General features: G+C 67.2%; 29 protein-coding genes, 2 tRNA genes and 1 other RNA gene. 20 read left to right on the top strand and 12 right to left on the bottom strand.

Translation table 11 applies throughout. The annotated features are described in order from the left end of the window. Nucleotides 1-23 precede the first annotated feature (23 nt). On the top strand, nucleotides 24-758 hold the full coding sequence (dnaQ, locus tag J2X06_RS17490; protein ID WP_310064663.1) for a DNA polymerase III subunit epsilon: 735 nt from the start codon (nucleotides 24-26) through the stop codon (nucleotides 756-758). A gap of 38 nt (nucleotides 759-796) precedes the next feature. Here dnaQ and J2X06_RS17485 read toward each other — a convergent pair whose 3' ends face one another. Beyond that, the gene (locus J2X06_RS17485; protein WP_310064662.1) at nucleotides 797-1,504 is read right to left on the bottom strand and encodes a PP2C family protein-serine/threonine phosphatase; all 708 of its coding nucleotides are present in this window, start codon (nucleotides 1,502-1,504) and stop codon (nucleotides 797-799) included. A 190-nt stretch (nucleotides 1,505-1,694) separates the two neighbouring features. Continuing rightward, a tRNA-Ser gene (locus tag J2X06_RS17480) sits at nucleotides 1,695-1,785 on the bottom strand. A gap of 99 nt (nucleotides 1,786-1,884) precedes the next feature. Between J2X06_RS17480 and J2X06_RS17475 the strand changes: the two genes are divergently transcribed. Next, the gene (locus tag J2X06_RS17475) at nucleotides 1,885-2,292 is read left to right on the top strand and encodes a DUF6165 family protein (protein WP_310064661.1); all 408 of its coding nucleotides are present in this window, start codon (nucleotides 1,885-1,887) and stop codon (nucleotides 2,290-2,292) included. An 18-nt stretch (nucleotides 2,293-2,310) separates the two neighbouring features. On the opposite strand, the gene J2X06_RS17470 is transcribed toward J2X06_RS17475, so the two are convergent. Continuing rightward, complete coding sequence (locus J2X06_RS17470; RefSeq protein WP_310064660.1) at nucleotides 2,311-2,661, bottom strand: hypothetical protein; 351 nt, start codon at nucleotides 2,659-2,661, stop codon at nucleotides 2,311-2,313. Continuing rightward, nucleotides 2,661-3,740, bottom strand: coding sequence for a glycosyltransferase family 9 protein (locus tag J2X06_RS17465; protein WP_310064659.1), 1,080 nt, complete (start codon nucleotides 3,738-3,740; stop codon nucleotides 2,661-2,663). Before J2X06_RS17465 ends, J2X06_RS17470 begins: the two co-directional genes overlap by 1 nt. Before the next feature lie 22 nt (nucleotides 3,741-3,762). Between J2X06_RS17465 and J2X06_RS17460 the strand changes: the two genes are divergently transcribed. From J2X06_RS17460 to J2X06_RS17430, 7 genes are read left to right on the top strand one after another with little or no spacing between them, the layout of a single operon-like run. After that, nucleotides 3,763-4,512, top strand: a complete 750-nt coding sequence (locus J2X06_RS17460) for a 3-deoxy-D-manno-octulosonic acid kinase (RefSeq protein WP_310064658.1) — start codon at nucleotides 3,763-3,765, stop codon at nucleotides 4,510-4,512. Between the two features lies 1 nt (nucleotide 4,513). Further along, nucleotides 4,514-5,272 carry an MBL fold metallo-hydrolase gene (locus J2X06_RS17455; protein WP_310064657.1) on the top strand — a complete coding sequence of 253 codons (759 nt, stop codon included), beginning with the start codon at nucleotides 4,514-4,516 and terminating at the stop codon, nucleotides 5,270-5,272. Continuing rightward, the gene (moaA, locus tag J2X06_RS17450) at nucleotides 5,269-6,291 is read left to right on the top strand and encodes a GTP 3',8-cyclase MoaA (protein ID WP_310064656.1); all 1,023 of its coding nucleotides are present in this window, start codon (nucleotides 5,269-5,271) and stop codon (nucleotides 6,289-6,291) included. The genes J2X06_RS17455 and moaA overlap by 4 nt, the downstream gene beginning before the upstream one ends. After that, a complete protein-coding gene (gene moaC / locus J2X06_RS17445) occupies nucleotides 6,292-6,807 on the top strand; it encodes a cyclic pyranopterin monophosphate synthase MoaC (protein ID WP_310064655.1) in 516 nt (171 codons plus the stop codon). After that, complete coding sequence (moaD, locus tag J2X06_RS17440) at nucleotides 6,807-7,046, top strand: molybdopterin converting factor subunit 1 (RefSeq protein WP_430539621.1); 240 nt, start codon at nucleotides 6,807-6,809, stop codon at nucleotides 7,044-7,046. Before moaC ends, moaD begins: the two co-directional genes overlap by 1 nt. A 1-nt stretch (nucleotide 7,047) precedes the next feature. Continuing rightward, nucleotides 7,048-7,494, top strand: coding sequence for a molybdenum cofactor biosynthesis protein MoaE (locus J2X06_RS17435; protein ID WP_310064652.1), 447 nt, complete (start codon nucleotides 7,048-7,050; stop codon nucleotides 7,492-7,494). 19 nt (nucleotides 7,495-7,513) lie between these two features. Beyond that, complete coding sequence (locus tag J2X06_RS17430; RefSeq protein ID WP_310064650.1) at nucleotides 7,514-8,515, top strand: YncE family protein; 1,002 nt, start codon at nucleotides 7,514-7,516, stop codon at nucleotides 8,513-8,515. A 159-nt stretch (nucleotides 8,516-8,674) separates the two neighbouring features. Here J2X06_RS17430 and ffs read toward each other — a convergent pair. Then, nucleotides 8,675-8,771: signal recognition particle sRNA small type (gene ffs / locus J2X06_RS17425), an RNA gene on the bottom strand. 65 nt (nucleotides 8,772-8,836) lie between these two features. Further along, nucleotides 8,837-8,929, bottom strand: a tRNA-Ser gene (locus tag J2X06_RS17420). 170 nt (nucleotides 8,930-9,099) lie between these two features. On the opposite strand from J2X06_RS17420, the gene dnaX reads away from it, so the two are divergent. The 4 genes from dnaX (at nucleotide 9,100) to J2X06_RS17400 (ending at nucleotide 12,500) form a co-directional block, all read left to right on the top strand. After that, nucleotides 9,100-10,914, top strand: a complete 1,815-nt coding sequence (gene dnaX / locus J2X06_RS17415; RefSeq protein ID WP_310064648.1) for a DNA polymerase III subunit gamma/tau — start codon at nucleotides 9,100-9,102, stop codon at nucleotides 10,912-10,914. A 79-nt stretch (nucleotides 10,915-10,993) separates the two neighbouring features. Beyond that, nucleotides 10,994-11,314: a YbaB/EbfC family nucleoid-associated protein gene (locus J2X06_RS17410; RefSeq protein WP_310064646.1), complete on the top strand. Its 321-nt coding sequence runs from the start codon at nucleotides 10,994-10,996 to the stop codon at nucleotides 11,312-11,314. A gap of 136 nt (nucleotides 11,315-11,450) precedes the next feature. Next, complete coding sequence (gene recR / locus J2X06_RS17405) at nucleotides 11,451-12,050, top strand: recombination mediator RecR (RefSeq protein WP_310064644.1); 600 nt, start codon at nucleotides 11,451-11,453, stop codon at nucleotides 12,048-12,050. 99 nt (nucleotides 12,051-12,149) lie between these two features. Further along, entirely contained in the window at nucleotides 12,150-12,500 is a 351-nt protein-coding gene (locus J2X06_RS17400; protein WP_310064642.1) for a histidine triad nucleotide-binding protein, read from the top strand. A 59-nt stretch (nucleotides 12,501-12,559) separates the two neighbouring features. Here the strand turns inward: J2X06_RS17400 and J2X06_RS17395 are convergent, their stop codons facing one another. The 4 genes from J2X06_RS17395 to J2X06_RS17380 are packed head-to-tail and all read right to left on the bottom strand — an operon-like array spanning nucleotide 12,560 to nucleotide 16,980. Further along, nucleotides 12,560-13,048, bottom strand: coding sequence for a Slp family lipoprotein (locus J2X06_RS17395; RefSeq protein WP_310064640.1), 489 nt, complete (start codon nucleotides 13,046-13,048; stop codon nucleotides 12,560-12,562). Beyond that, nucleotides 13,045-15,066 carry a transglutaminase TgpA family protein gene (locus J2X06_RS17390; RefSeq protein ID WP_310064638.1) on the bottom strand — a complete coding sequence of 674 codons (2,022 nt, stop codon included), beginning with the start codon at nucleotides 15,064-15,066 and terminating at the stop codon, nucleotides 13,045-13,047. The genes J2X06_RS17395 and J2X06_RS17390 overlap by 4 nt, the downstream gene beginning before the upstream one ends. Then, nucleotides 15,059-16,024, bottom strand: a complete 966-nt coding sequence (locus J2X06_RS17385) for a DUF58 domain-containing protein (protein WP_310064636.1) — start codon at nucleotides 16,022-16,024, stop codon at nucleotides 15,059-15,061. The genes J2X06_RS17390 and J2X06_RS17385 overlap by 8 nt, the downstream gene beginning before the upstream one ends. 2 nt (nucleotides 16,025-16,026) lie before the next feature. Further along, nucleotides 16,027-16,980, bottom strand: a complete 954-nt coding sequence (locus tag J2X06_RS17380; RefSeq protein WP_310064635.1) for an AAA family ATPase — start codon at nucleotides 16,978-16,980, stop codon at nucleotides 16,027-16,029. A 45-nt stretch (nucleotides 16,981-17,025) separates the two neighbouring features. Between J2X06_RS17380 and J2X06_RS17375 the strand changes: the two genes are divergently transcribed. Continuing rightward, nucleotides 17,026-18,879, top strand: a complete 1,854-nt coding sequence (locus J2X06_RS17375) for an ArnT family glycosyltransferase (protein WP_310064633.1) — start codon at nucleotides 17,026-17,028, stop codon at nucleotides 18,877-18,879. 24 nt (nucleotides 18,880-18,903) lie between these two features. On the opposite strand, the gene J2X06_RS17370 is transcribed toward J2X06_RS17375, so the two are convergent. Both J2X06_RS17370 and J2X06_RS17365 read right to left on the bottom strand, forming a co-directional pair. Then, a complete protein-coding gene (locus J2X06_RS17370) occupies nucleotides 18,904-19,479 on the bottom strand; it encodes a Maf family protein (protein ID WP_310064631.1) in 576 nt (191 codons plus the stop codon). Nucleotides 19,480-19,489: 10 nt separating this feature from the next. Beyond that, nucleotides 19,490-19,855: a hypothetical protein gene (locus tag J2X06_RS17365; protein WP_310064629.1), complete on the bottom strand. Its 366-nt coding sequence runs from the start codon at nucleotides 19,853-19,855 to the stop codon at nucleotides 19,490-19,492. A gap of 125 nt (nucleotides 19,856-19,980) precedes the next feature. Here J2X06_RS17365 and J2X06_RS17360 point away from each other — a divergent pair, with 125 nt between their 5' ends. From J2X06_RS17360 to acpP, 6 genes are all read left to right on the top strand, one after another. Then, nucleotides 19,981-20,490, top strand: a complete 510-nt coding sequence (locus J2X06_RS17360) for a YceD family protein (protein ID WP_310064774.1) — start codon at nucleotides 19,981-19,983, stop codon at nucleotides 20,488-20,490. A 62-nt stretch (nucleotides 20,491-20,552) separates the two neighbouring features. Beyond that, complete coding sequence (gene rpmF, locus J2X06_RS17355) at nucleotides 20,553-20,747, top strand: 50S ribosomal protein L32 (protein ID WP_310064628.1); 195 nt, start codon at nucleotides 20,553-20,555, stop codon at nucleotides 20,745-20,747. Nucleotides 20,748-20,896: 149 nt separating this feature from the next. Then, on the top strand, nucleotides 20,897-21,904 hold the full coding sequence (locus J2X06_RS17350) for a beta-ketoacyl-ACP synthase III (protein WP_310064626.1): 1,008 nt from the start codon (nucleotides 20,897-20,899) through the stop codon (nucleotides 21,902-21,904). 149 nt (nucleotides 21,905-22,053) lie between these two features. Then, complete coding sequence (gene fabD, locus J2X06_RS17345) at nucleotides 22,054-23,010, top strand: ACP S-malonyltransferase (protein WP_310064624.1); 957 nt, start codon at nucleotides 22,054-22,056, stop codon at nucleotides 23,008-23,010. Next, nucleotides 23,007-23,756 (top strand): 3-oxoacyl-ACP reductase FabG, encoded by a 750-nt coding sequence (gene fabG, locus J2X06_RS17340; RefSeq protein WP_310064622.1) that lies wholly within the window; start codon nucleotides 23,007-23,009, stop codon nucleotides 23,754-23,756. The genes fabD and fabG overlap by 4 nt, the downstream gene beginning before the upstream one ends. 130 nt (nucleotides 23,757-23,886) lie before the next feature. Beyond that, on the top strand, nucleotides 23,887-24,126 hold the full coding sequence (acpP, locus tag J2X06_RS17335) for an acyl carrier protein (RefSeq protein WP_194930188.1): 240 nt from the start codon (nucleotides 23,887-23,889) through the stop codon (nucleotides 24,124-24,126). The last annotated feature ends 7 nt before the right edge of the window (nucleotides 24,127-24,133 follow it).

Genomic DNA, 24,133 nt, shown 5'->3' with positions numbered 1-24,133 from the left:
ATCCTGCCGAGTCCTGGAACCCGATGCGTCAAATCATCCTTGATACCGAAACCACCGGCCTGAGCTGGGAGCGCGGCAACCGAGTGGTCGAAATCGGCTGCGTGGAGTACGTCGAGCGCCGTCCCAGCGGGCGCACCTTCCACGTCTACCTCAAGCCCGACTGCCAGTTCGAGCAGGGCGCGCAGGAAGTCACCGGCCTGACCCTGGAATTCCTCGCCGACAAGCCGGCCTTCGCCGACGTCGCCGAGGAGTTCATCGCCTTCATCGAAGGCGCCGAGCTGATCATTCACAACGCCGCGTTCGACGTCGGCTTCCTCGACAACGAGCTGCGCCTGCTGGGCCCGCAATACGGACGCCTGGCCGATCGCTGTACCGTCGAGGACACCTTGCTGCTGGCGCGCCAGCGTTATCCGGGACAGCGCAACTCCCTCGACGCGCTCTGCAAGCGCCTGGGCGTGGACAACTCGCACCGCCAGTTGCACGGCGCGCTGCTCGACGCCCAGTTGCTGGCGGACGTGTACATCGCGCTGACCTCGGGCCAGGAAGAAATCGGCTTCGGCGCAGAGGGGCAGGACGCCCAGGTCGAGGTCATGCAGTTCAGCAGCATCCCGTCGGCCGCGCGACCGCGCGTGCAGGTGACGATGGATGAGCTGGCAGCACACGAGGCGCGACTGGAGAAATTGCGCAAGAAGGCCGGCAAGTGCGTGTGGGACCAGTACGCTCCGGCGGAAGAGCCCGACGAGATGGCACTCGCCTGATCGACAACGAACGGGCCGTTGATCCCGTTCCCAGCAACTCAGTGGCTGCGCACCAGGATCACGGTGACGTTGTCGGAGCCGCCGCCGTCGAGCGCGGCCGCGACCAGCGTGTCCACGCATTCCTGCGCGCTGCAGTCGCTGTGCGCCAGCACGCGGGCGATGCTGCGGTCGTCGACTTCCTCGGTCAGGCCGTCGCTGCACAGCAGCAACTGCATCCCCGGCTTGAGTTCCCCGGTCATGGTTTCGACGTTGAGGTTGCGCGGGTCGGTGACGCCCAGCGCCTGGGTGACGACATTGCGGTGCGGATGGCTGCGTGCCTGCTCGTGCGTGATTGCGCCGTTGGCGATCAGCTCCTGCACGTAGCTGTGGTCCTGGGACAGCTGGGCCAGGTGGCCGTCGCGCCACAGATAGACGCGGCTGTCGCCGACCCATGCGACCTCGAAGCGGTTGCCGGGCGCGATGCGCGCGGCCACGACCGTGGTGCCCATCGGCAGGGCGTCGTTGCGCCGCTTGGAGGTGCGGATGATTTCCTCGTCGGCGATACGGATCGCCTGGGCAAGCGGCGTGCCGTCGCGGATCTCGCGCACGATTGTCTCGCGCGCCAGCGCGCTTGCGACCTCGCCGTACTCGTGGCCGCCCATGCCATCGGCGACCAGCCACAGACCCAACTCGCTGTCACCGTAATAGGTGTCTTCGTTGAGTTCGCGGCGCAGGCCGACGTGCGTCAGATGTCCGAATTCGATCATGTGTCGAGCAGGCCGGTCGCGTCGTCGGGGCTATTCATGGCGGATAACGGAATCATCGCGGCCGGGCGGCCGCCAGGCAAGGCGGTACTCGCGAGGCTGTCACAGAACGAGCGAAGCATTCCCCATCCCGATGGCCATTGGCCAGGGCGCAGGCAAGAAAAAAGGGCCCATCGGGCCCTTTTCATGTAACTGGCGGAGAGGGAGGGATTCGAACCCTCGGTACGCTATAAACGTACGCCTGATTTCGAGTCAGGTACATTCAACCACTCTGCCACCTCTCCGGGTGCAGCAAGCCGACAATGATACGGGTAGCCGGCCGTCACGACAAGGCATGGTCCGTGCCGGCTACACTGTCGCCCCCTGAACAAACGGCCGTTCCCATGTCCGAAATCCTGGTCCCGGTGTCCTTTGGCGAGCTGCTGGACAAGATCGCGATCCTGCAGATCAAGTCCGAGCGCATGAGCGATCCGGACAAGCTGGCCAATGTCCGCAACGAACTGTCCGCGCTGGAGAAAACCTGGATGGCGCACCCGGCCGCCGGCAAGGACATCGCCCGGCTGCGCGCCGAGCTCAAGGCCGTCAACGAGCGGCTGTGGGTGATCGAGGACGACATCCGCATCAAGGAGAAGGCGCAGGAGTTCGACGCCGAGTTCGTGCGCCTGGCGCGCAGCGTCTATTTCGAGAACGACGAGCGCGCCCGCATCAAGAAGGACATCAACCTCGCCCTGGGCTCGGCCTACGTCGAAGAGAAGTCCTACCAGGACTATCGGACCGGCGCCGCTCCCTGAGGCGCGACTATCGAGCGACTAACGCGCCAGTGCGTAGGCGGCGACGGCGAACGCCAGAGCCGCCATCGTGACGGCCACGGTCGACACGGCCTGCGTCCGCTGCAGCCGCTTTGCCAGCGCATCGTGCGACTGCCGCAGGCCGACGATCGTGCGCTCGGCTTCCATCGACGCCTGCTTGAGCGCTGCCAGCGTCTGTTCCAACTCGCCGGCCAGGGCTTTGATGGCCTGGTCGTTGTGATCCACGGCGTCCTGCAGTTCGCGGATCTGCTGCGGGATCTGCGAAGGCTCGCGACTGCGGGTGAACATCGGCCGCGCGGCCCGGATCAGCTCCGGCAGCAGCGGCGCCACGACGGTGAACCAGCCGGCCATCACGAACTCCTGTGTTTCGAGGGCGGGTGGTCCGCCACATAACGCTCAAACGCGGCGACGGCGTCATCGACCGTGACCAGGTCCATCACGCCTTCGTGTTCGATCTTGGTGCCCCAGCGCAGCTCGGAGGCCGGGCGTTTGAGGTACCGGCGCGAGGCATCGTCGTAACGGTCGACGCAGTAGCGCAGGTCGCTGTAGGGTCCGCTGCGTGCCGGGTTGCTCGCGGCATGCAGGCCCAGCACCTTCGTGCCCATCGCATTGGCGATGTGCATCGGCCCGGAATCCGGTGTCATCAGCAGTTGGCCGCGCTCGAGCAGGGCCGGCAGTTGCTTGAGCGTGTCCTTGCCTACCAGGTCCAGGGCCGGGCGCTGCATCGCCGCGAGGATCGCGTCGGTGGTCTGGCGCTCCAGTTCGCTGCGGCCGCCGCACAGCACGACCCGCCAGCCGCGCGACGCGGCGTGGTCGGCCACCGCGGCATAGCGGTCGGCGCGCCAGTTGCGCAGCACATGGCTGGAGCAGGGCGAGATCAGCAGGGTCGGGGTGCCGTCGTCCGGCCATTGCGCGCGGGCCCATCCACGCGCGTCGAGCGGGACCGGCAGGTTCCAGCGCACTTCGGTCTGGCGCAGTCCCAGCGGCTCGCAGAAGCTGCCGATCGCATCGAGGACGTGGATGCCGGGGCGGTCCGGGATGCGCTCGTTGACGAACAGCCCATGGCCATCCTTCGAACGGCTGCGGTCGTAACCGATCCGTCGCGTGGCCGGGATGAAGGCCGACAGCAGGTTGGCGCGCGCTGCGACCTGCATCTGCAGCAGGGCGTCGAAGCGCTGCGCCGCGCCCAGGCGTTGCCGGAGTTCGCCACGCAGTGCGCGCATGCCGGCCAGTCCGGACTTCTTGTCGTATTCGACGAAGTCCACGCCGGGCAGGCCTTCGAGCAACCGATGCTCGCCGCGACCGATGACCCAGCTCAGGCGCAGGTGCGGCCAGGCCGCCTGCAAGGTGCGCACCAGCGGGACGACATGGGTTACATCGCCCAGCGCGGACAACCGCAACAGGCAGGCGGATAGAGGTGCGTTGGGCACGTGAATTGCTAGACTCCGGGCGATGACGGGGTATGACGCCACTGAAGGACTGACGCCGTTCCGTGATGAAAGCGGATACGGCGCGATTCTGTTCGACCTTGGCCGCGTGCGGCAAGCGAGCCCGGAATGGTTCGCGCCGTCGTTCTGGGGCGAACGCGCGCGGCCGGTCGAAAGCGGCGGGCGCGGAGGCGCGTGGTTCATCGACGCCCCGTTCGGCCCGACGTTGCTGCGCCGGTACCTGCGCGGCGGCATGGTCGCACGCTTCAACCGGGACCGTTACTGGTGGCATGGTGCGGCCGAAACCCGCAGCTTCGCCGAGTTCCGCCTGACCCGCGCCGTCGCCGAGAAGGGCGTGCCGGTGCCGCGCCCAATCGCCGCCTACTACCGGCGCGACGGCATGCACTATTACGCCGCGATCCTGCTCGAACGCCTCAACGATGTGCGCTCGCTGGCCGACCGCGCCGCCGTGGCGGGCGATGGCGCGCCCTGGGAAGAGGCCGGGCGCCTGATCGCCAGGACGCACCGCGCCGGTCTCGACCACGCCGACCTCAACGCCCACAACCTGCTGTTCGACACCACCGGACGAGGCTGGGTCATCGATCTCGATAGGGGCCGGCTCCGCATTCCGGCCACCGGCTGGCGCGAGCGCAACCTCGCGCGGCTCAAGCGTTCGCTGCTGAAGCTGCGAGGTGAACGTCCTGTGGACGTCATCGAACGCGATTTCGCCAGACTGCGCGAGGCGTACGATCGCGCCTGGCAGCGAGGATTCTGAAATGGGCTGGCAACTGCGTCTGCACGGCGTCGGCAACGCGTCGGCGGTCGAGCTCGGTTCGGCGATGGCGACGATCGAGCGCGACGGCGCACCGTGGCTGACCATCGACTGCGGCGGCGAGGGCCTGACCGCGTATCTCGCCCATTACGGACAGGCCCCCCAGGCGCTATTCATCACCCATACCCACCTGGACCATGTGGCGGGTTTCGAGCGGCTGTTCGTCTCCAGTTATTTCGATGACTCGCGTCGCGGCAAGGTGCGCGTGTACGTGCCGGCGACCGTGGTGCCTCTGCTGCATCAGCGCGTGGGCGATTACCCCAACACGCTGGCCGAAGGCGGAGCGAATTTCTGGGATGCCTTCCAGGTGATTCCGGTCGGTGCCGCGTTCTGGCACGGGGGGGTGAGGCTGGAGGTGTTTCCGACACGTCATCACTGGCCGGAAACCGCTTTCGGCCTGCGCCTGCGTGGCAGCGTGGTGTGGACCGGCGATACGAGGCCGATTCCGGAAGTGCTCGGGAGGTTCGCCGACGATGGAGAGCTGGTGGCGCACGACTGCGCATTGCACGGCAATCCCTCGCACAGCGGTATCGACGATCTGGAACGCGAATACCCGCGCGAACTGCTCGACCGTTGCCTGCTCTATCACTACGCGCGACGCGAGGACGGCGAGCGGCTGGCCGCGCGCGGTTACCGGGTGGCACATCCGGGCGAGATCGTGGCGCTGAACGAACCCACCGCGCAGCGGTCGGAACAGGTATGAGCGCCGTGACCCCACTGCCGGCCCTGCCCCTCGACCTGCGCGAGCGGCCGTTGCGCGATCTGCGCCTGTCGGTGATCGAAGCGTGCAACTTCCGTTGCCCGTATTGCATGCCGGCCGATCGCGTGCCGGATGACTATGGTTTCGATGCGGCGTCGCGCCTGTCGTTCGACGAGATCGAGACGCTCGTGCGCGGATTCGTGCGCGTTGGCGTGCGCAAGCTTCGCCTGACCGGCGGCGAGCCGCTGCTGCGCAAGCATCTGCCCGATCTGGTCCGTCGCCTTGCCGCCATCGACGGTCTCGACGACATCGCCCTGACCACCAATGGTTCGCTGCTGGCCGCGCAGGCGCGCGCGCTGCGCGAAGCCGGGCTGGGGCGCATCACGGTCAGCCTGGATGCGCTGGACCCGCAGCGGTTCCGCGAGATGTCTGGCGGCCGCGGCGAGGTGGCCGATGTGCTGGCCGGCATCGAAGCGGCGCAGGCGGCCGGCTTCGAATCGATCAAGCTCAACTGCGTGGTCGAACGCGGCATCAACGAGGACCAGGTGTTGCCGCTGGTCGAGCGCTTTCGCGGTACGGGGCACATCGTGCGTTTCATCGAGTACATGGACGTGGGCACCTGCAATGGCTGGGTTCGCGAACGCGTGGTGCCTTCGCGCGAGTTGCGCGACCGCATCGCCGCGCGCTGGCCGTTGCGTCCGCTGGAGGCTCAGTACCGGGGCGAGGTTGCCTCGCGTTATGCCTTCGCCGACGGACGTGGCGAGATCGGTTTCGTCAGCTCCGTCAGCGAGCCCTTCTGCGGCGATTGCCACCGTGCGCGCGTGTCGGCCGACGGTCGGCTCTACACCTGCCTGTTCGCGGCGGCCGGCCACGACCTACGGCCGGCATTGGCGCAGGGCGAGGCGGCGCTGGGAGAGCGCGTGTCCGAGGTCTGGTCACGCCGCGGCGACCGTTACAGCGAGCTGCGAGGCCGCGCGTCGGCGCCACGCAAGCACGTCGAGATGTATCTCATTGGCGGTTGAATGAAGCGCAAGGCGAAGAAACTGACCCATCTCGATCCGGCCGGTCGACCGGCCATGGTCGACGTATCGGCCAAGGCCGTGACCGCGCGTGAAGCGGTCGCGCAGTGCCGCGTCCGCTTTCCCGCACAGGTCGCCGCGCAACTGCGCGCCAGTGGGCTCAAGAGTGCCAAGGGCGGCATCGTCGAGACGGCGATCATCGCCGCGACCATGGCGGTCAAGCGCACTCACGAACTGATTCCGTTCTGCCATCCGCTGCCGATCGATGCATGCCGGGTCGCGATCGACTGGGATGGCGACAACACATTGAATATCGAGTGCGCGGTCAAGACGACGCATCGCACCGGAGTCGAGATGGAAGCGCTGACCGGCGCCACCGTCGCGGCGCTGACCGTATACGACATGTGCAAGGCGCTGTCGCATCGGATCGTGATCGGCCCGGCGAAGCTGCTGGGCAAGCGCGGCGGGCGCCACGACTTTGGCGAACCCATTGCCAGGCCCGCATCGAGGGCACGGTGATGGGCCAGGTCACCGTGTTGTACTTCGCCAGCCTGCGCGATGCGGCAGGCGTCGCCAGCGAAACCGTCGAGGCCGGAACCGATCTGCGTGCCCTCTACGAGATGCTGCGCGCCCGCCATGGCTTTGCATTGCCGCAGGAGCGGTTGCGGGTGGCGGTCGACGGCGAGTTCGCGCGCTGGGACGCCGCCGTGCGCAGCGGCAGCGAGGTCGCCTTCATCCCGCCGGTAAGCGGAGGCTGACATGGGCGAGCCGCAGAAAAAACATTTCGTCCTGGCCGATACGCCTTTCGACACCGGCACGCTGCGCGCGGGCCTGCTCGATGACCGGGTGGGTGGTTACGCCAGCTTCGAAGGCTGGGTCCGCGACCACAACGAGGGACGCACTGTTCGCGGACTTCGCTACGAAGCTTATGTTGCGCTGGCGGAAGCCGAGGGCGAGCGCGTCCTGGGCGAAGCACTCGCAAAGTTCGACATCCTCGATGCGCACTGCGTGCACCGCATCGGCGACCTGGCGATTGGCGAACTGGCGGTGTGGGTCGGCGTCAGCGCCGCGCATCGCGACGCCGCTTTCGCTGCGTGCCGCTTCATCATCGATGAGGTCAAGCGGCGGGTGCCGATCTGGAAGCACGAGCAGTACGCCGATGGCGACGCTGGCTGGCTGCATCCAGATCGACCCGAAAATCCCTGAGTCACAAGGAGTCGATGCCATGATCCGCCCGGTCGTGTTGTTGCTGTCGCTCGCACTGATCGCGCCGCGTGCGTCGGCGGCGGAATTGCTGGTCGGCAACAAGTCGGCCGACACCGTATGGCGCCTGTCGACCGAGGACGGGCGCAAGGTCGGCGAATTCGCCACGGGCGCGGGACCTCACGAGATCGTGGTGAGCACCAATGGACATACCGCGCTGGTCAGCAACTATGGCGCCGGTTCGCCCGGGAACAGCTTGAGCGTTCTGGACCTGTCCACGGGCAAGGCCGTGCGGACGATCGATCTGGGAGTGCATGGCCGCCCGCATGGCATGCGTTTCCTGCCGGGCGACAAGCGCGCGGTGGTGACCACCGAGGGGTCGCGCAGTCTTGTGCTGGTGGATATCGAGGGCGGGCGCGTCGAGTCGGCCATCGATCTGGAGGAAGGGCGCGGACACATGGTCGCCGTGTCCGCCGATGGCCGCTTCGCCTACGTCACCAAGATCGATGCCGGCACGGTGAGCCGGATCGATCTGAAGGCGCTGCGCAAGACACACGAGGTCGCTGCCGGAGCGGGAGCCGAGGGCATTGCCGTGCGGCCGGGCCGCGACGAGGTCTGGGTCAGCAACCGCGAGGCGGGGACGATCACCGTGCACGACCCGACGACACTGGAGGTCCGCCATACGTTGCAAAGCCCGGGATTCCCGATCCGCGTGGTATTCACGGCGGACGGGCGCACCGCACTGGTGACCAACGCGCGCGCCGCGATGCTGTCGGTGATCGATGCCGAGCGCAAACGCGTCGAGCGCACGGTGCCGCTGTCCCGGAAGGGAGTCGACTATCGCGATACCTTGCTCGGCCGTGCAGCCCTGCCGATCGGAGTGATTGCCGATCCGCGCAAATCGCGCGTTTACGTAGCCATCAGCGGTGGCGACGAGATTGCGGTGATCGATACCCAGCGTTGGCGGGTCATCGAGCACTGGCCGACCGGCCGCGAGCCCGACGCACTCGCCATCGCCGAGTGAGTTGAATCGAATCGACTCTCGGTTCGCCTAAGGAACTCTGGAGGAAAGCCCCCTTCGTAAGGGGTGCCCGGAGGGCGGGGATCGGAAGCACATAGACGGGACCCGCGATCGGCGTAGCGGATCGTGGTTCGTTTTGGGCGTCGCCCAAAACGGGCGGTGGCCCCGCCGGCTGGCCTCGGCACCCGCGTCAGTCGATACCGTTGCTGCCTTCCGGCCCTGGCGGGGTTTTCGACCTAGCGTCGCGAGGGGCCGACGGGGCCACCATGGACAGTTTCAACAGAAGCCCCGCTGTCGCGGCGGGGCTTTTCGATCATTTGAAGCTGGCGGAGAGAGGGGGATTCGAACCCCCGAAGCGCGGTTTAGACGCTTACACACTTTCCAGGCGTGCTCCTTCAACCACTCGGACACCTCTCCGCACCTGGGACTTCGTTGCCCTGAACGCGGCTTCCGGCCGTTTCCAGGGCCGAAGATTCTAACCGGCGACGGCGGCCACCACAACAAAGCCCATGGGCACAGTTCCGGCGCGCTGCGGCGCGTTCGTGGTCAGGTGAGCAAATTTGATCGCGGCGCGGCAGAATGGCGGCATGTCCTACCTCGTCCTCGCCCGCAAGTGGCGTCCGAAGCGCTTCGCCGAACTGGTGGGGCAGGAGCACGTGGTCCGCGCGCTGACCAATGCGCTCGACTCCGGCCGCGTTCATCACGCTTTCCTGTTCACCGGCACGCGCGGCGTCGGAAAGACCACGATCGCGCGCATCTTCGCCAAATCGTTGAACTGCGAGCGCGGCACCTCCGCCGAGCCGTGCGGCGAGTGCGGCGCCTGCCGCGACATCGATTCGGGACGCTTCATCGACCTGCTCGAGATCGACGCCGCCAGCAACACCGGTGTCGACGATGTGCGCGAGGTCATCGACAACGCCCAGTACATGCCCAGCCGCGGTCGGGTGAAGGTCTACCTGATCGACGAAGTGCACATGCTGTCGAAGTCGGCCTTCAACGCGCTGCTCAAGACGCTGGAGGAGCCGCCGGGCCACGTGAAGTTCCTGCTGGCGACCACCGACCCGCAAAAGCTGCCGGTGACGGTGCTGTCGCGCTGCCTGCAGTTCAACCTGAAGCGGCTGGACGAGCAGCAGATCCAGGGGCAGATCACGCGCATTCTCGAAGCAGAAGGCATCGCCTCCGAGCCCGGCGCGATCCGCCAGCTCGCCAAGGCCGCCGACGGCAGCCTGCGCGATGGGCTGTCGCTGCTCGACCAGGCCATCGCCTACACCGGCGCCAACAACACCGGCGGCCAGCTCGGTGATGTCGCCGTGGCGGCCATGCTGGGCACAGTGGATCGCACCCGCGTCGGCGCTTTGCTGGCTGCCCTGGCCGACGGGGACGGCGAACGGATGCTGGCCGAAGTGGCGACGCTGGCCGAGTTCTCTCCGGACTGGGGCGGCGTCCTGGATGCCGTGGCCGACGCGTTGCATCGCATCCAGGTGCGGCAACTCGTACCGGGTGCGACGGTCGAAGCCGATGGCGTGGATATCGACTCGCTGGCCGCGCGCCTGCGCGCGGAAGTCGTGCAGCTCTGGTACCAGATGGCCTTGAATGGCCGCCGCGATCTGCCGCTGGCGCCGAGCCCCCGGGCAGGTTTCGAAATGTCGCTGCTGCGCATGCTGGCGTTCCGGCCCACCGAAGGCGAGGGCGCTCGCGTGCCGGTGGGCGAAAGCGGTGCCACCGCGCGTGATCCCGCACAACGTGCCGCGCCTGCCGTGGCGACGCCGGTTGCGCCCGCACCCGCACCGCGCGAGCGCGTGCCACCTCCGAATCCTTTTGCCCAGGAATCAGCCCGGTCCGAGGCAAGGCCCGAGTCAACCAGGCCGGAAGCGGCCAGCCCGATCTCCGAGCCGATGCCGCGCGAAGAAGCGCAAGTGCCAGCGCGCGTCGCCGAACCGGTACGCAGTCCGGATCCGCTTCCGGCACGCCATGATCCCGTAGTCGCGCCAGCCGTCGTGCAGGGTGCCGGCATCGCCGACGAGGATGCGTGGCATGCGCTGGTGGCGGCGAGCAGCCTGCGGGGCCCGGCGCGCCTGCTCGCCGAGCATGCCGGCTTCGTCGGCTTCGCCCATGGCGTGTTGAGCCTGTCGCTGTCGCCTACCGACGAACACCTGCGCGGCGATACGATGGTCAGGATGGTCGCCGACGCGCTGGCGTCCACGCTTGGCGCGACACCGCAGATCAAATTCGTGGACGCTGCCCAACCGGCGCAATCGCTGCATCAGCGCAACGAGCGCGCCCGCGACGAGCGTCAGGCCGCCGCCGAATCGCTCTTCATGAGCGACCCGGACGTGCAGCGGCTGATCTCGCACGGCGCCAAGGTCGTGCCGGATTCGATCCGGCCGTTCGACGAGAACTGATCAACCCATCCGCCGCGTCGCCCATGCGACGCGGCCATCCCCTCGGACGAGGGGCTTTTCCTTAGACGAGTAGAACGACATGCGTGGAAATATCGCCCAATTGATGCAGCAGGCGCAGAAGATGCAGGAAAACGTGCAGCGCGCCCAGGAAGAGCTGGCCAAGCTCGAAGTCACCGGCAACGCCGGCGGCGGTATGGTCAGCGTCACCATTTCCGGGCGCATGGAATGCCGCAAGGTGCGCATCGATCCGAGCGTGCTGGCCGATCCCGAGATGGCCGAAGACCTGATCGCCGCCGCCTTCAACGATGCGGTCAACAAGGTCAATGTCGAGTCGCAGGCGAAGATGTCGGCCGCGACCGCCGGCATGCCGGTTCCTCCCGGCATGAAGATGCCGTTCTGATACCAGCCGGTCGCTCCTTCCCGGCGTCATGTCCGCGGATGCGGGACTCCAGAGCCTTGCTGCAACTTGGGGCGGCAAGGTTGAAGTCGCTGGATTCCCGCTGCAGCGGGAATGATGGGTCGGAAAAACAGCCGCAATGACCTCATCACTCCTCGAACAACTGATCGAAGCCTTTCGCGTACTGCCCGGCGTCGGCCAGAAGTCGGCGCAGCGCATGGCCTACCACGTGCTCGAGCGCGATCGCGCCGGCGGGCAGCGCCTGGCGGATGCGCTGGCCGTCGCCGTCGAAAAGATCGGCCAGTGCGCGCGCTGTCGCGATTTCAGCGAGACCGAAGTCTGCGCGACCTGCGCCAGCGCCTCGCGCGATGCGCACTTGCTGTGCATTGTCGAGTCGCCGGCCGATCGCCTCGCCATCGAGCAGGCGACGGGCTATCGCGGGCTGTATTTCGTGTTGCAGGGCCGGCTGTCGCCGCTGGATGGCATCGGCCCGCGCGAACTCGGGTTGGATGTGCTGGCAGCACGTTTGGCCGAGGGCGAAGTGCAGGAGTTGATCATCGCCACCAATCCGACCGTCGAAGGCGAAGCGACCGCGCATTACCTGGCCCAGTTGGCGCGCCAGCACAAAGTGCGCCCCAGCCGCCTCGCACACGGCGTGCCATTGGGTGGAGAGCTCGAATATGTCGATCGCGGCACGCTGTCGCACGCCTTCGGCAGCCGCAGCGAGATGACGGAATAGACCCCGCGCGCCTCAGGTGTTGCGCACCTTCGTTCCCTGTTCCGATCCGCCCTTCACGCGCTTGCGGCATCATGTTGGCAACCGCCGAGGGGCCGACACATGTCCGACACCATCTTCCACAAGATCATCCGCCGCGAGATTCCGGCCGACATCGTCTACGAGGACGAGCACCTCATCGCGTTCCGCGACATTGCCCCACAGGCGCCGGTGCATGTGTTGTTCGTGCCCAAGACCGACGTCGCCACGCTCAACGACCTCAAGCCTTCGCAGGCCGACGTGATCGGACGCCTGACGCTGGCCGCCGCGGAATATGCGCGTCAGCAGGGCTTCGCCGAAGACGGCTACCGCGTGGTGATGAACTGCAACGGTCACGGTGGCCAGACCGTGTTCCAGGTCCACCTGCACCTGGTGGCCGGCGCTCCGCTCGGGCGCTTCGGCACGCCCAGGTAAGCCGGATACGACGACGCCCGGCGGGCCGGGCGTCGATCGCAACCTTCATCAGCGGGCGCTTACCACCAACCCCACCACGGCCACGGCGCCGGATAGGGGTAGATCAAATTGGCCGTTTCGTACTGTGGCCACAGGTACACAACGTCGGCCTCGACACGTGGGAAGCGGTAGTCGTATTGGCCGATGCGGCGGTTCTCGTAGCCGTCGAGACGTCCGATGAAGGTCACCTCGCGGTTCCTCTCGAACACCGCCGGGTCGTAGAAGCCGGTGCGGCAGGCGAGGAATCGGCCGCCGGTATCGTCGCTGCCCCAGTAAGGCCGGCCGGAACTGCCGAGGTGGGTGGAGACCATCTCGAAGCAGGTGCGGTTGCTCATCGGCTCGACGCTGACGATGCGCCCGCCCCAGCGCACGGTCGCGCCGGTGCTGTCAGTCGCAGCGGCGTCGCGCGGCGTGATGGGATTGAAATCGCCCTGCAACGGCTCCGGGCCCGTGGCGCAGGCGGCGAGCAACGTCATGCTGAGAGCGAGTACGGCGAAGCGGAACATCATCGGCGTTCTCCAGTGGACCGTTGCTTTGTCGCGGCCTGCGGGTCCGTGCGCGGGCGTTCGGAAGTGGGGCGGTGCGTGCGTAGTGCCCTGGTCAGACTGCGCTGTCGATCGGCATCCGCTGCGCGCCCCCCGGTCTGGCCGTCAGCGTACCGCCAATCAACGAAACGGTTGCTGAGTATTTCCAAGGCCAAGGCCAGGTCCGGACGCGCCAGGCCGACCCGGCGGATCCAGTCCGAGGCGGTCTCGTGGGGTTCGCGCCCAAGTCCCAGGCGACGGTAGCGGCGATCGAGCACGTGCCAGGCCCGGAGGACCGGGTCCGCTTCGCGCTGGCCCTGCGCGCTGAGCCACAGCATCCACAGCAGGGCAAGCGAAGCGGTCAGCGCGAACAGCAGCGACAGGTGCGACCCTTCCAGCCGGTCGATGCCCAGAGGCCTGAGCAGTTCCGCCTGGCGGCTGGCATTGAAGCCGACGACCAGGTCGTTCCAGCCGCGCCGCAGCCAGTCGCCGGTATTGAGCAACGAGGTCATGCCACCCCCGAGCAAGTCGCCGCCGGGCGCGCGGTCGGCCAGGGTGTCGTAGATGCGCTCCGGCGCCACCGCCGCGGTCGGGTCCACCCGCACCCAGCCGCGATCGGGAAGCCAGACCTCGGCCCAGGCGTGCGCATCGGAGCGGCGCACCAGCCAATAGTTGCCGATGGAGTTGCGGTAGCCGCCGGTATAGCCGGTCACCACCCGGGCGGGAATCCCCGCGCCGCGCATCAGCACCACGAAGGCCGAGCTGAAGTGCTCGCAGAAGCCGGCTTTGTAGTCGAACAGGAATTCGTCGACGGAATGACGACCCAGCAGCGGCGTTTCGAGCGTGTAGGCGAAATCGCGCTGCACCCAGGCCAATGCGCGGCGCACGATGGCCTCGTCGTCGCCGCCGGCTTCACGCCGCCATTGCCGGGCCAGCGCGAGGGTGCGCGGGTTGTAGCCGTCGGGGAGCGCCAGTGCCATGCCACGAAGCACTCGCCCGATTTTGGCCTCGTACTGCCTTGGCTCGGCCGAACGCAGCCGTATGCGAGTCAGCGAACTGACCGGCTTCGACGCATACAACCCGTGGTCCAGAGACAGCCGCATGTCTTCGGGCGCCGACATGGGAAGGTCGAGCGCGACCAGTTGCCTGCGATCGGTGGGTTCGATCTCCAGTTCGTAGTCCCAGCGAACCGGTGAAGGCTCGCTGATGGCGGGCGGAAGGCCGCGCAGCCATTGCGGCTGGGTCCAGCTGCGGCCATCGAAATTCCACAGCACCGGCCCGCGCCAATACATCTGCGATGTATCCGGCGCGGGGCCAAAGAAACGCACGCGCAGTGCCGGCGTGTCGTCGGTCATCACGTCGACCCACTCACCCGGCGTCATCCGGTCGGACAACCCCGGGCGCGCAAGCGAGCGTTCGGGCACGCCCCACAACGGCGTGCCCAGTCGTGGGAACAGCCAGAAGACCGACAGCGCCAACGGCAGGCCGATGGCGAGCAGGCGGCCGATGCCGAGCAGGCGCCGCCCTGTCGTGCGTACCAGGCGGTCGCCGACCTCCAGGTCGGCCAGTGTCTGAAGGGCGGTCAGGGCCAGCACCGTCGCAACCAGGCCCATGAGCAGGGACAGCGGTCCCTGGTCGAGCAGGAAGGTCGCGAACGGCGCAAACAAGGCGAACCCGATCATGCTGCGGGCATCACGCAGGCCTGCGGTTTCGGATGGCTTTACCGCGAGCATGGCGGCGAGCAGGGCGCAGCCGGTGTCTCGGCCGAACGAGAATCCGCCGACGCCGAGCACGGTTCCCACCAACGCAAGCGTCAGCACCAGGCGCAGCCATCCCGGCAGCGGCTGGCGCCAGGCCAGCAGGCCGACGACAACTGCGGTCACCCCGATCAGGCCGCCGAGTTGAGCCGGCAACTGCAACAGCAGCGGCAGCAGGCAGGCGGCCGAGGCGATCAGCGTCCAGTGCCGGCAACTACTGTCCAGTGGCATCGATGGCTTAGACATGCGGCATCAGCGCAAGCGCACGCAGGCAGGCGTGGCGATGGAGCGTGCCGCGGGCCGGACCGATCTCAGGCTGTCCCGGGAGCAGCAAACGATAACGGCGGCCGTCTCGTTCGGCTTCGTCGACCCAGCGCGCGAGCCGCGCGATCCGCGCTTCGTAGGTGATGCCCGGCATCTGGCGCCAGTCCAGCACCACGTCCGCACCGACGGGGCGCTCGTACTCGCGCACGATCAGCATGTCGCGACGCGCCGAGGGCTTCCATGCGATGGCCCGCTTCGAATCGCCGGGGCGATACGCGCGCAGGTGGTGGACGTCATCGCCGCTGGCATGCAGGCGACGCTGCACCTGTTCGCCGATACCTGCCGGCAGCGGCGGCCCGTGGGTTTCCGGGGCCGGATACACCAGCAACGGCGTCTCCGACCAGACATAGGCCCATGCCCGCGCCAGACCCAGGGGGCGCGTCGTCGACAGGCGCAGGCGCGGCAGGTCGAACCAGCCGCGTTGTTCGGTGGCAAACACGACGTCGACTTCGCCTCGGCCCTGGTCCAGGTCGAGCACGCCCGCCCTGACGTCCAGTGCACCGTCGTCGTCGACGCGCAGTCCGCGTCGCAGGCGTTTGGGCGGGGCGCTGACATGCACGCGGACCGTCATCGGTGCGCCGGCGGCCACCGGTTCCGCATCGATGGCGTTGACCTCCATGCCGGTGAGTTGCAGTTGTGCCGCGACCAGGCTCGCCAGCCCCGCGCCCGCCAGCAGCAGGGCCAGAAGCAGCGCGGGATTGTTGTTGTAGTTCAACGAGCCGGCCGTCATGGTGAACAGCAACGTCGAATAGAACAGGCCGAAACGCGTGGGCAGCACGTAGACGCGCCGGCGATTAATGCGGGCGGGCAGGGATTCGGGATCGCGCGGACGTGTCAGACCCGTGCGCAGCGCGGTCCGAAGGCGCGACCAACGCTTCATGCTCAGTCCACCGGCACCGCGTGCAGGATCGACTTGGCCAACGTGGCGTCGTCGCCGGCATTGGCGTCGGCCACGAGCCGATGTGCCGCCACGGGCGCGAACAGCGCCTGCACGTCCTCGGGCAGCACATGCGTGCGCCCCAGCAGCAATGCGTACGCGCGAGCGGCATGCAGCAGCGACAGGCCGGCGCGCGGAGACAGGCCCACGCGAACGCCGGGATGGCGACGGCTGCGCGCGAGCAGGGATTGGACGTATGCGATCAGCGCGTCGCTGGCATGCACCGCGTTCACGGCCCGGCGCGCCGCGATCACGTCGTCGCTGCCCAGCAAGGGCAGTGTCTGGGCGATGAGGTCGCGACGGTCGCCGCCGGCCAGGAGGTCGCGCTCGGCGGCATCACCCGGGTAGCCCAGGGTGAGCCGAAGCTGGAAACGGTCCAGTTGCGAATCCGGCAGTGGGTAGGTCCCGGACAGGTCCACAGGATTCTGCGTGGCGATCACGAAGAACGGCTCGGGCAGGGCGTGCGTGGTGCCGTCGACGGTGACCTGGTGCTCGGCCATCGATTCCAGCAGCGCGCTCTGCGTCCGCGGCGGGGCGCGATTGATCTCATCTGCCAGCAGCACCTGCGTGAACACCGGTCCGGGATGGAACTCGAAGCGCCGCGTCTGCGGGTCGAACACCGACACGCCGACGACATCGGCCGGCAGCAGGTCGGACGTGAACTGCACGCGCTGGAACTCCAGTCCGAGCGTGGCGGCCAATGCGTGCGCGAGGGTAGTCTTGCCCAGGCCGGGCAGGTCCTCGATCAGCAGATGCCCGCCCGACAGCAGCGCGACGAAGGCCAGGCGCACTTCGTGCGCTTTTCCCAGCACCAGGGAGTTGACCTGCTTCTGTGCCCGGTCGAGGGCAGCGCGCAGGTCATCGGTTAGCATGGCCGGCGCAGACGGGGATGCTGCCATCGAGTCTCTCCTGTGATGACCAGAGTGTAGCGAGGAAGCGAACGGATGCGTGGTGAAGATCGGGTGCGACGCGGGTTCTGGACGCTTTGGGGCGCCGTGTTGCTGCTCAAGCTCGCCATCGCCTGGCGGCTGCCTCTTTTTGTCGACGAGGCCTTCTATTGGCTCGAAGGACAGCACCTCGCTGCCGCGTATTCCGACCTGCCTGGCCTCACCGCCTGGTTGACACGACTGGGTACGTGGCTGGGGGGAAGCGATAGCACGCTGGCATTGCGTTCCCCGTTCCTGCTGATCGGCGCGCTGGTGCCGCTGCTGACGGTGCGCATCACCGCACGCGAATTCGGCGCGTTGGCCGGCTGGCAGGCCGGTTGCTTCGCGCTGTTGTTGCCGCTGTCCGGCACGCTGGGGCTGATGGCATTGCCCGACGCCGCGATGGCGCTGGCGACCCTGCTGTGCATCGATGCCGGCGCGCGCCTGCTGCGCGAAGTGCGCGCGTCCTCGTCGCTGGAGCTCGCCGCCGGCCTCGCACTCGGTGCGCTGAGCCACTACCGCTTCATCGCCGTGATCGGTGTCGGATTCCTCGCGCTGCTCGCCATGCCCGAAGGCAGGCGCATGCTGCGCGACGTGCGGGTCTGGATCGCGATCGCCATCGGCGCCTCGGCGTGGGTGCCGCTGGTCGCGTGGAACTTCGACAACGCCGATGCCGGCCTGCGTTTCCAGCTCGTCGATCGGCATCCCTGGGCATTCCACGTCGACGGCCTGTGGTTCGTCGTGATCCAGGCCTTGCTGGTGACGCCACCGTTGTTCGTGGCGCTGATGGTCGCCGGATGGCGCGATCGCGATGGTGTCATTCCCGCCGCACGCTATTTCGCGATGCTGGGTGGCGGAGTGGTGCTGGGATTCTTCGCGCTCGGCTTCTTCGCCGATACCGAGCGGGTCAGCTTCCATTGGCCGATGCCAGGTTATCTGGCCCTGCTGCCCCTGCTGCCGGCGATGCTGGCCACGTGGCCTCGCACCCTGCGTCGCGTGACGTGGTGGACGGCGGCAGCGGGATTGGTCGTGTTCCTTGGCTACTACGTTGCGGTGTCCCGGCCGGACGTGCGAGCACGCAGTGCGGCGCAAAAGTGGTATCCGGCCAACTTTGCCGGTTGGAACCCGTTGGCCGACGCGGTGCGCAAGCAGCTTGCGTCGATGCCGACGGGAACCCGCGTGGTGGCCGACAATTTCAAGATCGCCGCCGAACTCGGTTTCGCGCTGGGCGATGCCAACATTCCGGTGCTCGACCATCCGCTCAACCACAAGCACGGGCGCGCCCCGCAGTTGAAGTTGTGGGGCTTGCAGACACGCGGCCGCGAAGACTGGGCTGCAGCGCCGGTATTGCTGGTCGTCGGCGCCAGCGAAGTGGAGTACAAGAACCTGCTTGCGCGCTACCACGCCTTATGCGCGATGGTCGGTCCGCTGCCGCCGCCGAATGTGCTCAACATCGACCATGGGCGGCAGCGGTTCCTGCTGTTCGCGCTGGACCAGTCGCGTTCGACGACATCGGGTGATTGCACGGCGCCGGCAATGGCGTGGATCGACACGCCGATCAGCGGCGAGAAGGTGGCGCGCCGCTTCGAGCTGAGCGGCTGGGCCTTCAAGGATGGCATCGGCCTGGATCGCGTGGAGGTGATGCTCGACGGCAAAGTGCTCGCGCCTGTCGCCTATGGGCGCGAATCTCCCGGCGTGCAGGCTTACTGGAAGATCAGCAACGATCCGCAGCATCCGCGCGTCGGATTCGCAGGGCAGGTCGAGTTGCCCGAGCGGGTTTCTGGACGTCATTGGCTGGGCCTGCGCCTGCACTCACGCGATGGCAGCGTCGAGGACTGGTCCGAGCAACCCATAGACGTCGTGGACCGATGAGGTCACTGACCTGGAAGGTCCCGGCTAGGGAAGGATGAAGCCCGCTTCGCGCAGCAGTCGCGCTGTCGCGATCAGTGGCAGGCCGATCAGGGCCGTCGGGTCCTGCGAATCGATCGCCTCGAACAGCGTGATGCCAAGGCCCTCCGACTTGAAGCTGCCGGCGCAGTCGAAAGGTTGTTCGGCATCGACATAACGGGCGATTTCGTCCGCGGTCAGCGCGCGGAAGCGTACGGTCGTCGTATCCAGGGCCTGCAGCGGTGTCCTTCCGGCGCGCGCCAGGCAAACGCCGGTGCTGAATCGCACGCTGCGCCCGGCCATCGCACGCAGTTGTGCGATGGCAGCCTCGCGGCCGCCAGGTTTGCCCAGCGTGCCTCCGTCGAATTCGGCCACCTGGTCCGAGCCGATGACCCAGGCCTGCGGATTCAGCAAGGCGACCGCTTCGGCCTTGGCCGACGACAGCCGTGCGGCCAGGGATTGAGGCGTTTCGCCCGACAACGGGGTCTCATCGGTGTCCGGACGCGCCGTGTCGAAAGGCAGGCCGAGCCGGTTCAGCAACTCGCGGCGATAGCGCGAGGTCGAGGCCAGGATCAGAAGCGACATGAATGAGCGGTCAGGCCATCGGAGCGCGGGCGCGCTCGATACGGATGAGCTGCTGCTCGATCCTGCCGCGGGCGGCGTCGATCGAGGTTCGCACCTCGGCCAGTTGCGCCAGCGAGGCATCGCGGCCGTGATCGCGCAGCCACAGGCGCTGGCGCAGCATCTCGCGCATGGCCTCTCCGACCGGATCCTCGCCCCGATCGCCGGCAATGGCCTCGATTTCGGCCCTGGCGGTGCGCAGCCGCGCCTCCAGGGCGTCCGCCGCGTCCAGTACCTCGCGGACGGCGCGCTCATGCGGGTTCGGCCGCCGCCGCCGCAGGGCCAGGGCGGCGGCCACAGCCGCGATGGCGAGAAGCAGGAGGAGCAGGGAGTCAGGCACGGCGCATCGGTACAGGGCAGGAAAGGCTCCAGTCTGAACGCTTCCGGTAGCCACCGCCAAATCCCCACGCAGACAGAGGCTTAGGTTTGACAGCGCCGGCCACGGCCCGTAGCATTCTCCGGCTTATGTCAGCGAACCTGCCCGAGATGCTCGATGCTTGGCGCATGGTCACGGCCCGGCGCGGCGTGGAAGGCCGTTTGCCGTTGTCCGCGCTGACGCGGCTGCGGGACAGTCTGCTCGATACTGAAGGTGAGGTGCGCTTCGCGCTCGATTTCGATCGCGATGAACTGCAAGTCCCCTACGTCGAGTTGCGCATCGAAGCCGGACTGCCGCTGGTGTGCCAGCGCAGCCTGGAACGGTTCCTGTTGCCGGTGAACATCGTGCAGCGGCTCGGTCTCATACGCGATGAAGCGGACGAGGCTGCGCTGCCGCCGGGTTACGAACCGCTGCTGGTGCCGGAAGACGGCATGCTGCGGCCTTCCGAGCTGGTCGAGGACGAACTGATCCTCGCCATCCCGGTCGTGCCGATGGCGCCTGGCACGGATGCGATGGAGCGCGATTGGCCGGCTGAAGAGGCCGAGCAGGAGCGCGCCAACCCGTTCGCCGCCCTGGCGGCGCTGAAGCACAAAAAATAGTTGTCGCGGTTTAATTTTCGCGCTTTCACGAATTCGTTTTCAGTTTTCCTTGGAGCAAGACCATGGCTGTTCAGAAGTCCCGCGTTTCCCCGTCCAAGCGCGGCATGCGCCGTTCGCACGATGCGCTGAGCGCCAAGCAGCTGGCGACCGACCCGACCACGGGCGAGACCCATCTGCGTCACCACGTCACCGCCGACGGTTACTACCGTGGCAAGAAGGTGATCGACACCCAGTCCAAGGTCGTCGACGAAGAGTAATCTTCGCGTCCTGCCGCGCCGCGCGCTGCCTTCGTGCGGTGCGCGGGCTGCCGCCGATCTGACAATCCGGATCCACGGCCGCTGTGCGGCGAGGTATCCCGTCCACTTCACGAGGCGGGCCTTGGCAACGGTTTCGCAGCGGAGTGGAGATGACTGAGCAGGCAGCTTCAAAGCAGGCGGTTTCGCAGATTTATGCCCGTATCGCGGGCACTGGCAGCTACCTGCCGGAAAAAGTGCTGACCAACGATGATCTGGCCAAGATCGTCGATACCAATGACGAATGGATCGCGGCCCGTACCGGCATTCGCGAGCGTCACATTGCCGCCGAAGGCGAAACCACCAGCGACCTCGCATTCCATGCGGCGACGCGCGCGCTGGAAGCGGCCGGCGTCACGGCCCAAGAGATCGACCTGATCGTGGTCGGTACCACCACGCCGGACCTCATCTTCCCCTCGACCGCCTGCCTGTTGCAGCACCGCCTCGGTGCCGCTGGCTGCCCGGCGTTCGACGTCAATGCCGCCTGTTCGGGCTTCGTCTACGCGCTGACGGTCGCCGACAAGTTCATCCGTTCGGGCGCTGCCAAGACGGTGCTCGTAGTCGGCGCCGAGACGCTGACCCGCATGCTCGACTGGAGCGATCGCGCGACCTGCGTGCTGTTTGGCGATGGCGCCGGCGCGGTCGTGCTGAAGGCCGATACCGAGACCGGCATCCTCAGCACGCACATGCACGCCGATGGCGCCAAGAAGGAACTGCTGTGGAACCCCGTTGGCGTCTCGGTCGGGTTCAAGCCGGAAGAACACAACGCCGGTGTACGCGTGCTGATGACCGGCAACGAAGTGTTCAAGCATGCGGTCAAGGCGCTCGACTCGGTCGTCGAGGAAGCGCTGGAAGCCAACGGCCTGGATCGCCACGAGATCGATTGGCTGATCCCGCACCAGGCCAACCTGCGCATCATCGAAGCCACGGCCAAGCGCCTGGACATGCCGATGGATCGCGTCGTGGTCACCGTCGACAGGCACGGCAACACCTCCTCCGGTTCGGTGCCGCTGGCGCTCGACGAAGCGGTGCGCTCGGGCAAGGTCCAGCGCGGCCAGTTGCTGCTGCTGGAGGCTTTCGGTGGCGGCTTTACCTGGGGTTCGGCGCTGCTGCGCTACTGAGTTGCGCGAGTCAAACCATGCGACGCCTCCGCCTGCAACGGCGGGGGCGTTTCATTTTTGCGACACCGGACCGGCCACAGTACGTGCCGGTACAGACGACCTAGAGCAAACACTCGTATCATGCGCACTCTTTTCGCAGGGATTCACGCGTGACCGATTCATCCTCCGCGCAGCTGGCATTCGTTTTTCCCGGCCAGGGCTCGCAGTCGCTGGGCATGCTGGCCGAACTGGGCGAGCTGCATCCGCAAGTGCGCGAGACCTTCGCTGAAGCCAGCGACGGCGCCGGTGCCGACCTGTGGGCACTGAGCCAGGGTGGTCCCGAGGAAATGCTCAACCGCACCGAATACACCCAGCCGGCATTGCTTGCCGCGGGCGTGGCGGTGTGGCGCCTGTGGCAGCAACGCGGCGGTGCGCAGCCGTCGGTGCTGGCCGGGCACAGCCTGGGCGAATACACCGCGCTGGTCGCGGCCGGTTCGTTGTCGCTGAAAGATGGAGCGCATCTGGTGCGCCTGCGCGGCCAGCTGATGCAGGACGCTGCGCCCACCGGCACGGGTGCGATGGCGGCCGTGCTTGGCGCCGAGGACGCGCTGGTGCAGGAAGTCTGCACAGCCGTTTCCGACAGCGAGGTCGTGGTGCCCGCCAACTACAACTCGCCGGGCCAGATCGTGATCGGCGGCCATGCCGCCGCGGTCGACAAGGCGCTGGCGATGCTCGCCGAGCGCGGCGTGCGCAAGACGGTCAAGCTGGCGGTAAGCGTGCCCTCGCACACGCCGCTGATGCGTGAAGCCGCCAATCGACTGGCCGAGGCGATGGCCGGGCTGGCTTGGCACGTGCCGAAACTGCCGGTCGTGCAGAACGTCGATGCACGCATCCATGACAACACCGACACGATCCGCGATGCGCTGGTGCGCCAGCTCTACCTGCCGGTGCAGTGGACCGGTTGCGTGCAGGCGCTGGCGTCACGCGGCGTCACGCGCATTGCCGAATGCGGCCCGGGCAAGGTCCTGGCCGGCCTGGTCAAGCGCATCGACAAGTCGCTCGACGCGCGTGCGCTTGGCACGCCGGGCGAGTTCGAAACCGCTATCGAAGAATGGAAGAACGCATGAGCCACCATGACGTATTGAAGGGTGAGGTCGCGCTGGTCACCGGCGCCAGCCGCGGCATCGGCGCCGCCATCGCCGACGAACTGGCAGCGCAGGGCGCCACCGTCATCGGCACGGCCACCTCCGAGGCCGGTGCCAAGGCGATTGGCGAGCGACTGGCCGCCCATGGCGGCCACGGCCGCGTGCTCGACGTCGGCGACGGCGCTTCGATCGAGGCGTTGATCGACGGCGTCGGCAAGGAGATCGGCCCGATCTCGATCCTGGTCAACAATGCCGGCATCACGCGCGACAACCTGCTGATGCGCATGAAGGACGAGGACTGGCAGGCGATCCTCGACACCAACCTCACCAGCGTCTACCGCAGCAGCAAGGCGGTGATGCGCTCGATGATGAAGGCGCGCAAGGGCCGCATCATCAACATCGCCTCGGTGATCGGCGTGACCGGCAACGCCGGCCAGGCCAACTACGCGGCAGCCAAGGCCGGCATCATCGCCTTCAGCAAGTCGCTGGCGAAGGAAATCGGCAGCCGCGGCGTCACCGTCAACGTGGTCGCGCCGGGCTTCATCGACACCGACATGACCAAGTCGCTGCCGGAAGACGCCAAGAACGCGATGCTCGGGCAGATCGCGCTCGGCCGTTTCGGCCAGCCGGCCGATATCGCCCGAGCGGTGGCCTTCCTGGCCGGCCCGTCGGCGGCCTACATCACCGGCGAGACCCTGCACGTCAACGGCGGCATGTACATGCCCTGAGGCGGCCCGGGGCCGGCGGTAAGCGGCCCTAACCACTTGAACCCAAAGGGGTTTGGCGTATGCTCGCCAAGTCCGTTGTTTCCATTAGACTATTTCGTCGAATATCCCGTCCCGGGAGGAGTGAGAACCCATGAGCAGCATCGAAGAGCGCGTCAAGAAGATCGTGGTCGAACAGCTTGGCGTTAAAGAAGAAGAAGTCACCAACAACGCTTCGTTCGTCGACGACCTCGGCGCTGACTCGCTCGACACCGTCGAGCTGGTGATGGCGCTCGAAGAAGAGTTCGAGTGCGAGATTCCGGACGAGGAAGCCGAGAAGATCACCTCGGTGCAGCAGGCGATCGACTACGTCAAGTCGCACGTCAAGTCGTAAGCGCCTG

The sequence above is a fragment of the Lysobacter niastensis genome (assembly GCF_031457115.1).
In the GTDB taxonomy this organism is placed as follows: domain Bacteria; phylum Pseudomonadota; class Gammaproteobacteria; order Xanthomonadales; family Xanthomonadaceae; genus Lysobacter_J; species Lysobacter_J niastensis_A.
Note: the sequence above shows the minus strand (reverse complement) of the source record. Positions and strands in the feature narration are given on the sequence as shown.

Excerpts from the sequence above, each read along its gene's own strand:
- dnaQ (WP_310064663.1), top strand. The coding sequence starts at position 24 with ATGCGTCAAATCATCCTTGATACCGAAACCACCGGCCTGAGCTGGGAG.
- J2X06_RS17485 (WP_310064662.1), bottom strand. The coding sequence starts at position 1,504 with ATGATCGAATTCGGACATCTGACGCACGTCGGCCTGCGCCGCGAACTC.
- J2X06_RS17475 (WP_310064661.1), top strand. The coding sequence starts at position 1,885 with ATGTCCGAAATCCTGGTCCCGGTGTCCTTTGGCGAGCTGCTGGACAAG.
- J2X06_RS17470 (WP_310064660.1), bottom strand. The coding sequence starts at position 2,661 with ATGGCCGGCTGGTTCACCGTCGTGGCGCCGCTGCTGCCGGAGCTGATC.
- J2X06_RS17460 (WP_310064658.1), top strand. The coding sequence starts at position 3,763 with ATGACGGGGTATGACGCCACTGAAGGACTGACGCCGTTCCGTGATGAA.
- J2X06_RS17455 (WP_310064657.1), top strand. The coding sequence starts at position 4,514 with ATGGGCTGGCAACTGCGTCTGCACGGCGTCGGCAACGCGTCGGCGGTC.
- moaA (WP_310064656.1), top strand. The coding sequence starts at position 5,269 with ATGAGCGCCGTGACCCCACTGCCGGCCCTGCCCCTCGACCTGCGCGAG.
- moaC (WP_310064655.1), top strand. The coding sequence starts at position 6,292 with ATGAAGCGCAAGGCGAAGAAACTGACCCATCTCGATCCGGCCGGTCGA.
- moaD (WP_430539621.1), top strand. The coding sequence starts at position 6,807 with ATGGGCCAGGTCACCGTGTTGTACTTCGCCAGCCTGCGCGATGCGGCA.
- J2X06_RS17435 (WP_310064652.1), top strand. The coding sequence starts at position 7,048 with ATGGGCGAGCCGCAGAAAAAACATTTCGTCCTGGCCGATACGCCTTTC.
- J2X06_RS17430 (WP_310064650.1), top strand. The coding sequence starts at position 7,514 with ATGATCCGCCCGGTCGTGTTGTTGCTGTCGCTCGCACTGATCGCGCCG.
- dnaX (WP_310064648.1), top strand. The coding sequence starts at position 9,100 with ATGTCCTACCTCGTCCTCGCCCGCAAGTGGCGTCCGAAGCGCTTCGCC.
- J2X06_RS17410 (WP_310064646.1), top strand. The coding sequence starts at position 10,994 with ATGCGTGGAAATATCGCCCAATTGATGCAGCAGGCGCAGAAGATGCAG.
- recR (WP_310064644.1), top strand. The coding sequence starts at position 11,451 with ATGACCTCATCACTCCTCGAACAACTGATCGAAGCCTTTCGCGTACTG.
- J2X06_RS17400 (WP_310064642.1), top strand. The coding sequence starts at position 12,150 with ATGTCCGACACCATCTTCCACAAGATCATCCGCCGCGAGATTCCGGCC.
- J2X06_RS17395 (WP_310064640.1), bottom strand. The coding sequence starts at position 13,048 with ATGATGTTCCGCTTCGCCGTACTCGCTCTCAGCATGACGTTGCTCGCC.
- J2X06_RS17390 (WP_310064638.1), bottom strand. The coding sequence starts at position 15,066 with ATGTCTAAGCCATCGATGCCACTGGACAGTAGTTGCCGGCACTGGACG.
- J2X06_RS17385 (WP_310064636.1), bottom strand. The coding sequence starts at position 16,024 with ATGAAGCGTTGGTCGCGCCTTCGGACCGCGCTGCGCACGGGTCTGACA.
- J2X06_RS17380 (WP_310064635.1), bottom strand. The coding sequence starts at position 16,980 with ATGGCAGCATCCCCGTCTGCGCCGGCCATGCTAACCGATGACCTGCGC.
- J2X06_RS17375 (WP_310064633.1), top strand. The coding sequence starts at position 17,026 with ATGCGTGGTGAAGATCGGGTGCGACGCGGGTTCTGGACGCTTTGGGGC.
- J2X06_RS17370 (WP_310064631.1), bottom strand. The coding sequence starts at position 19,479 with ATGTCGCTTCTGATCCTGGCCTCGACCTCGCGCTATCGCCGCGAGTTG.
- J2X06_RS17360 (WP_310064774.1), top strand. The coding sequence starts at position 19,981 with ATGTCAGCGAACCTGCCCGAGATGCTCGATGCTTGGCGCATGGTCACG.
- rpmF (WP_310064628.1), top strand. The coding sequence starts at position 20,553 with ATGGCTGTTCAGAAGTCCCGCGTTTCCCCGTCCAAGCGCGGCATGCGC.
- J2X06_RS17350 (WP_310064626.1), top strand. The coding sequence starts at position 20,897 with ATGACTGAGCAGGCAGCTTCAAAGCAGGCGGTTTCGCAGATTTATGCC.
- fabG (WP_310064622.1), top strand. The coding sequence starts at position 23,007 with ATGAGCCACCATGACGTATTGAAGGGTGAGGTCGCGCTGGTCACCGGC.
- acpP (WP_194930188.1), top strand. The coding sequence starts at position 23,887 with ATGAGCAGCATCGAAGAGCGCGTCAAGAAGATCGTGGTCGAACAGCTT.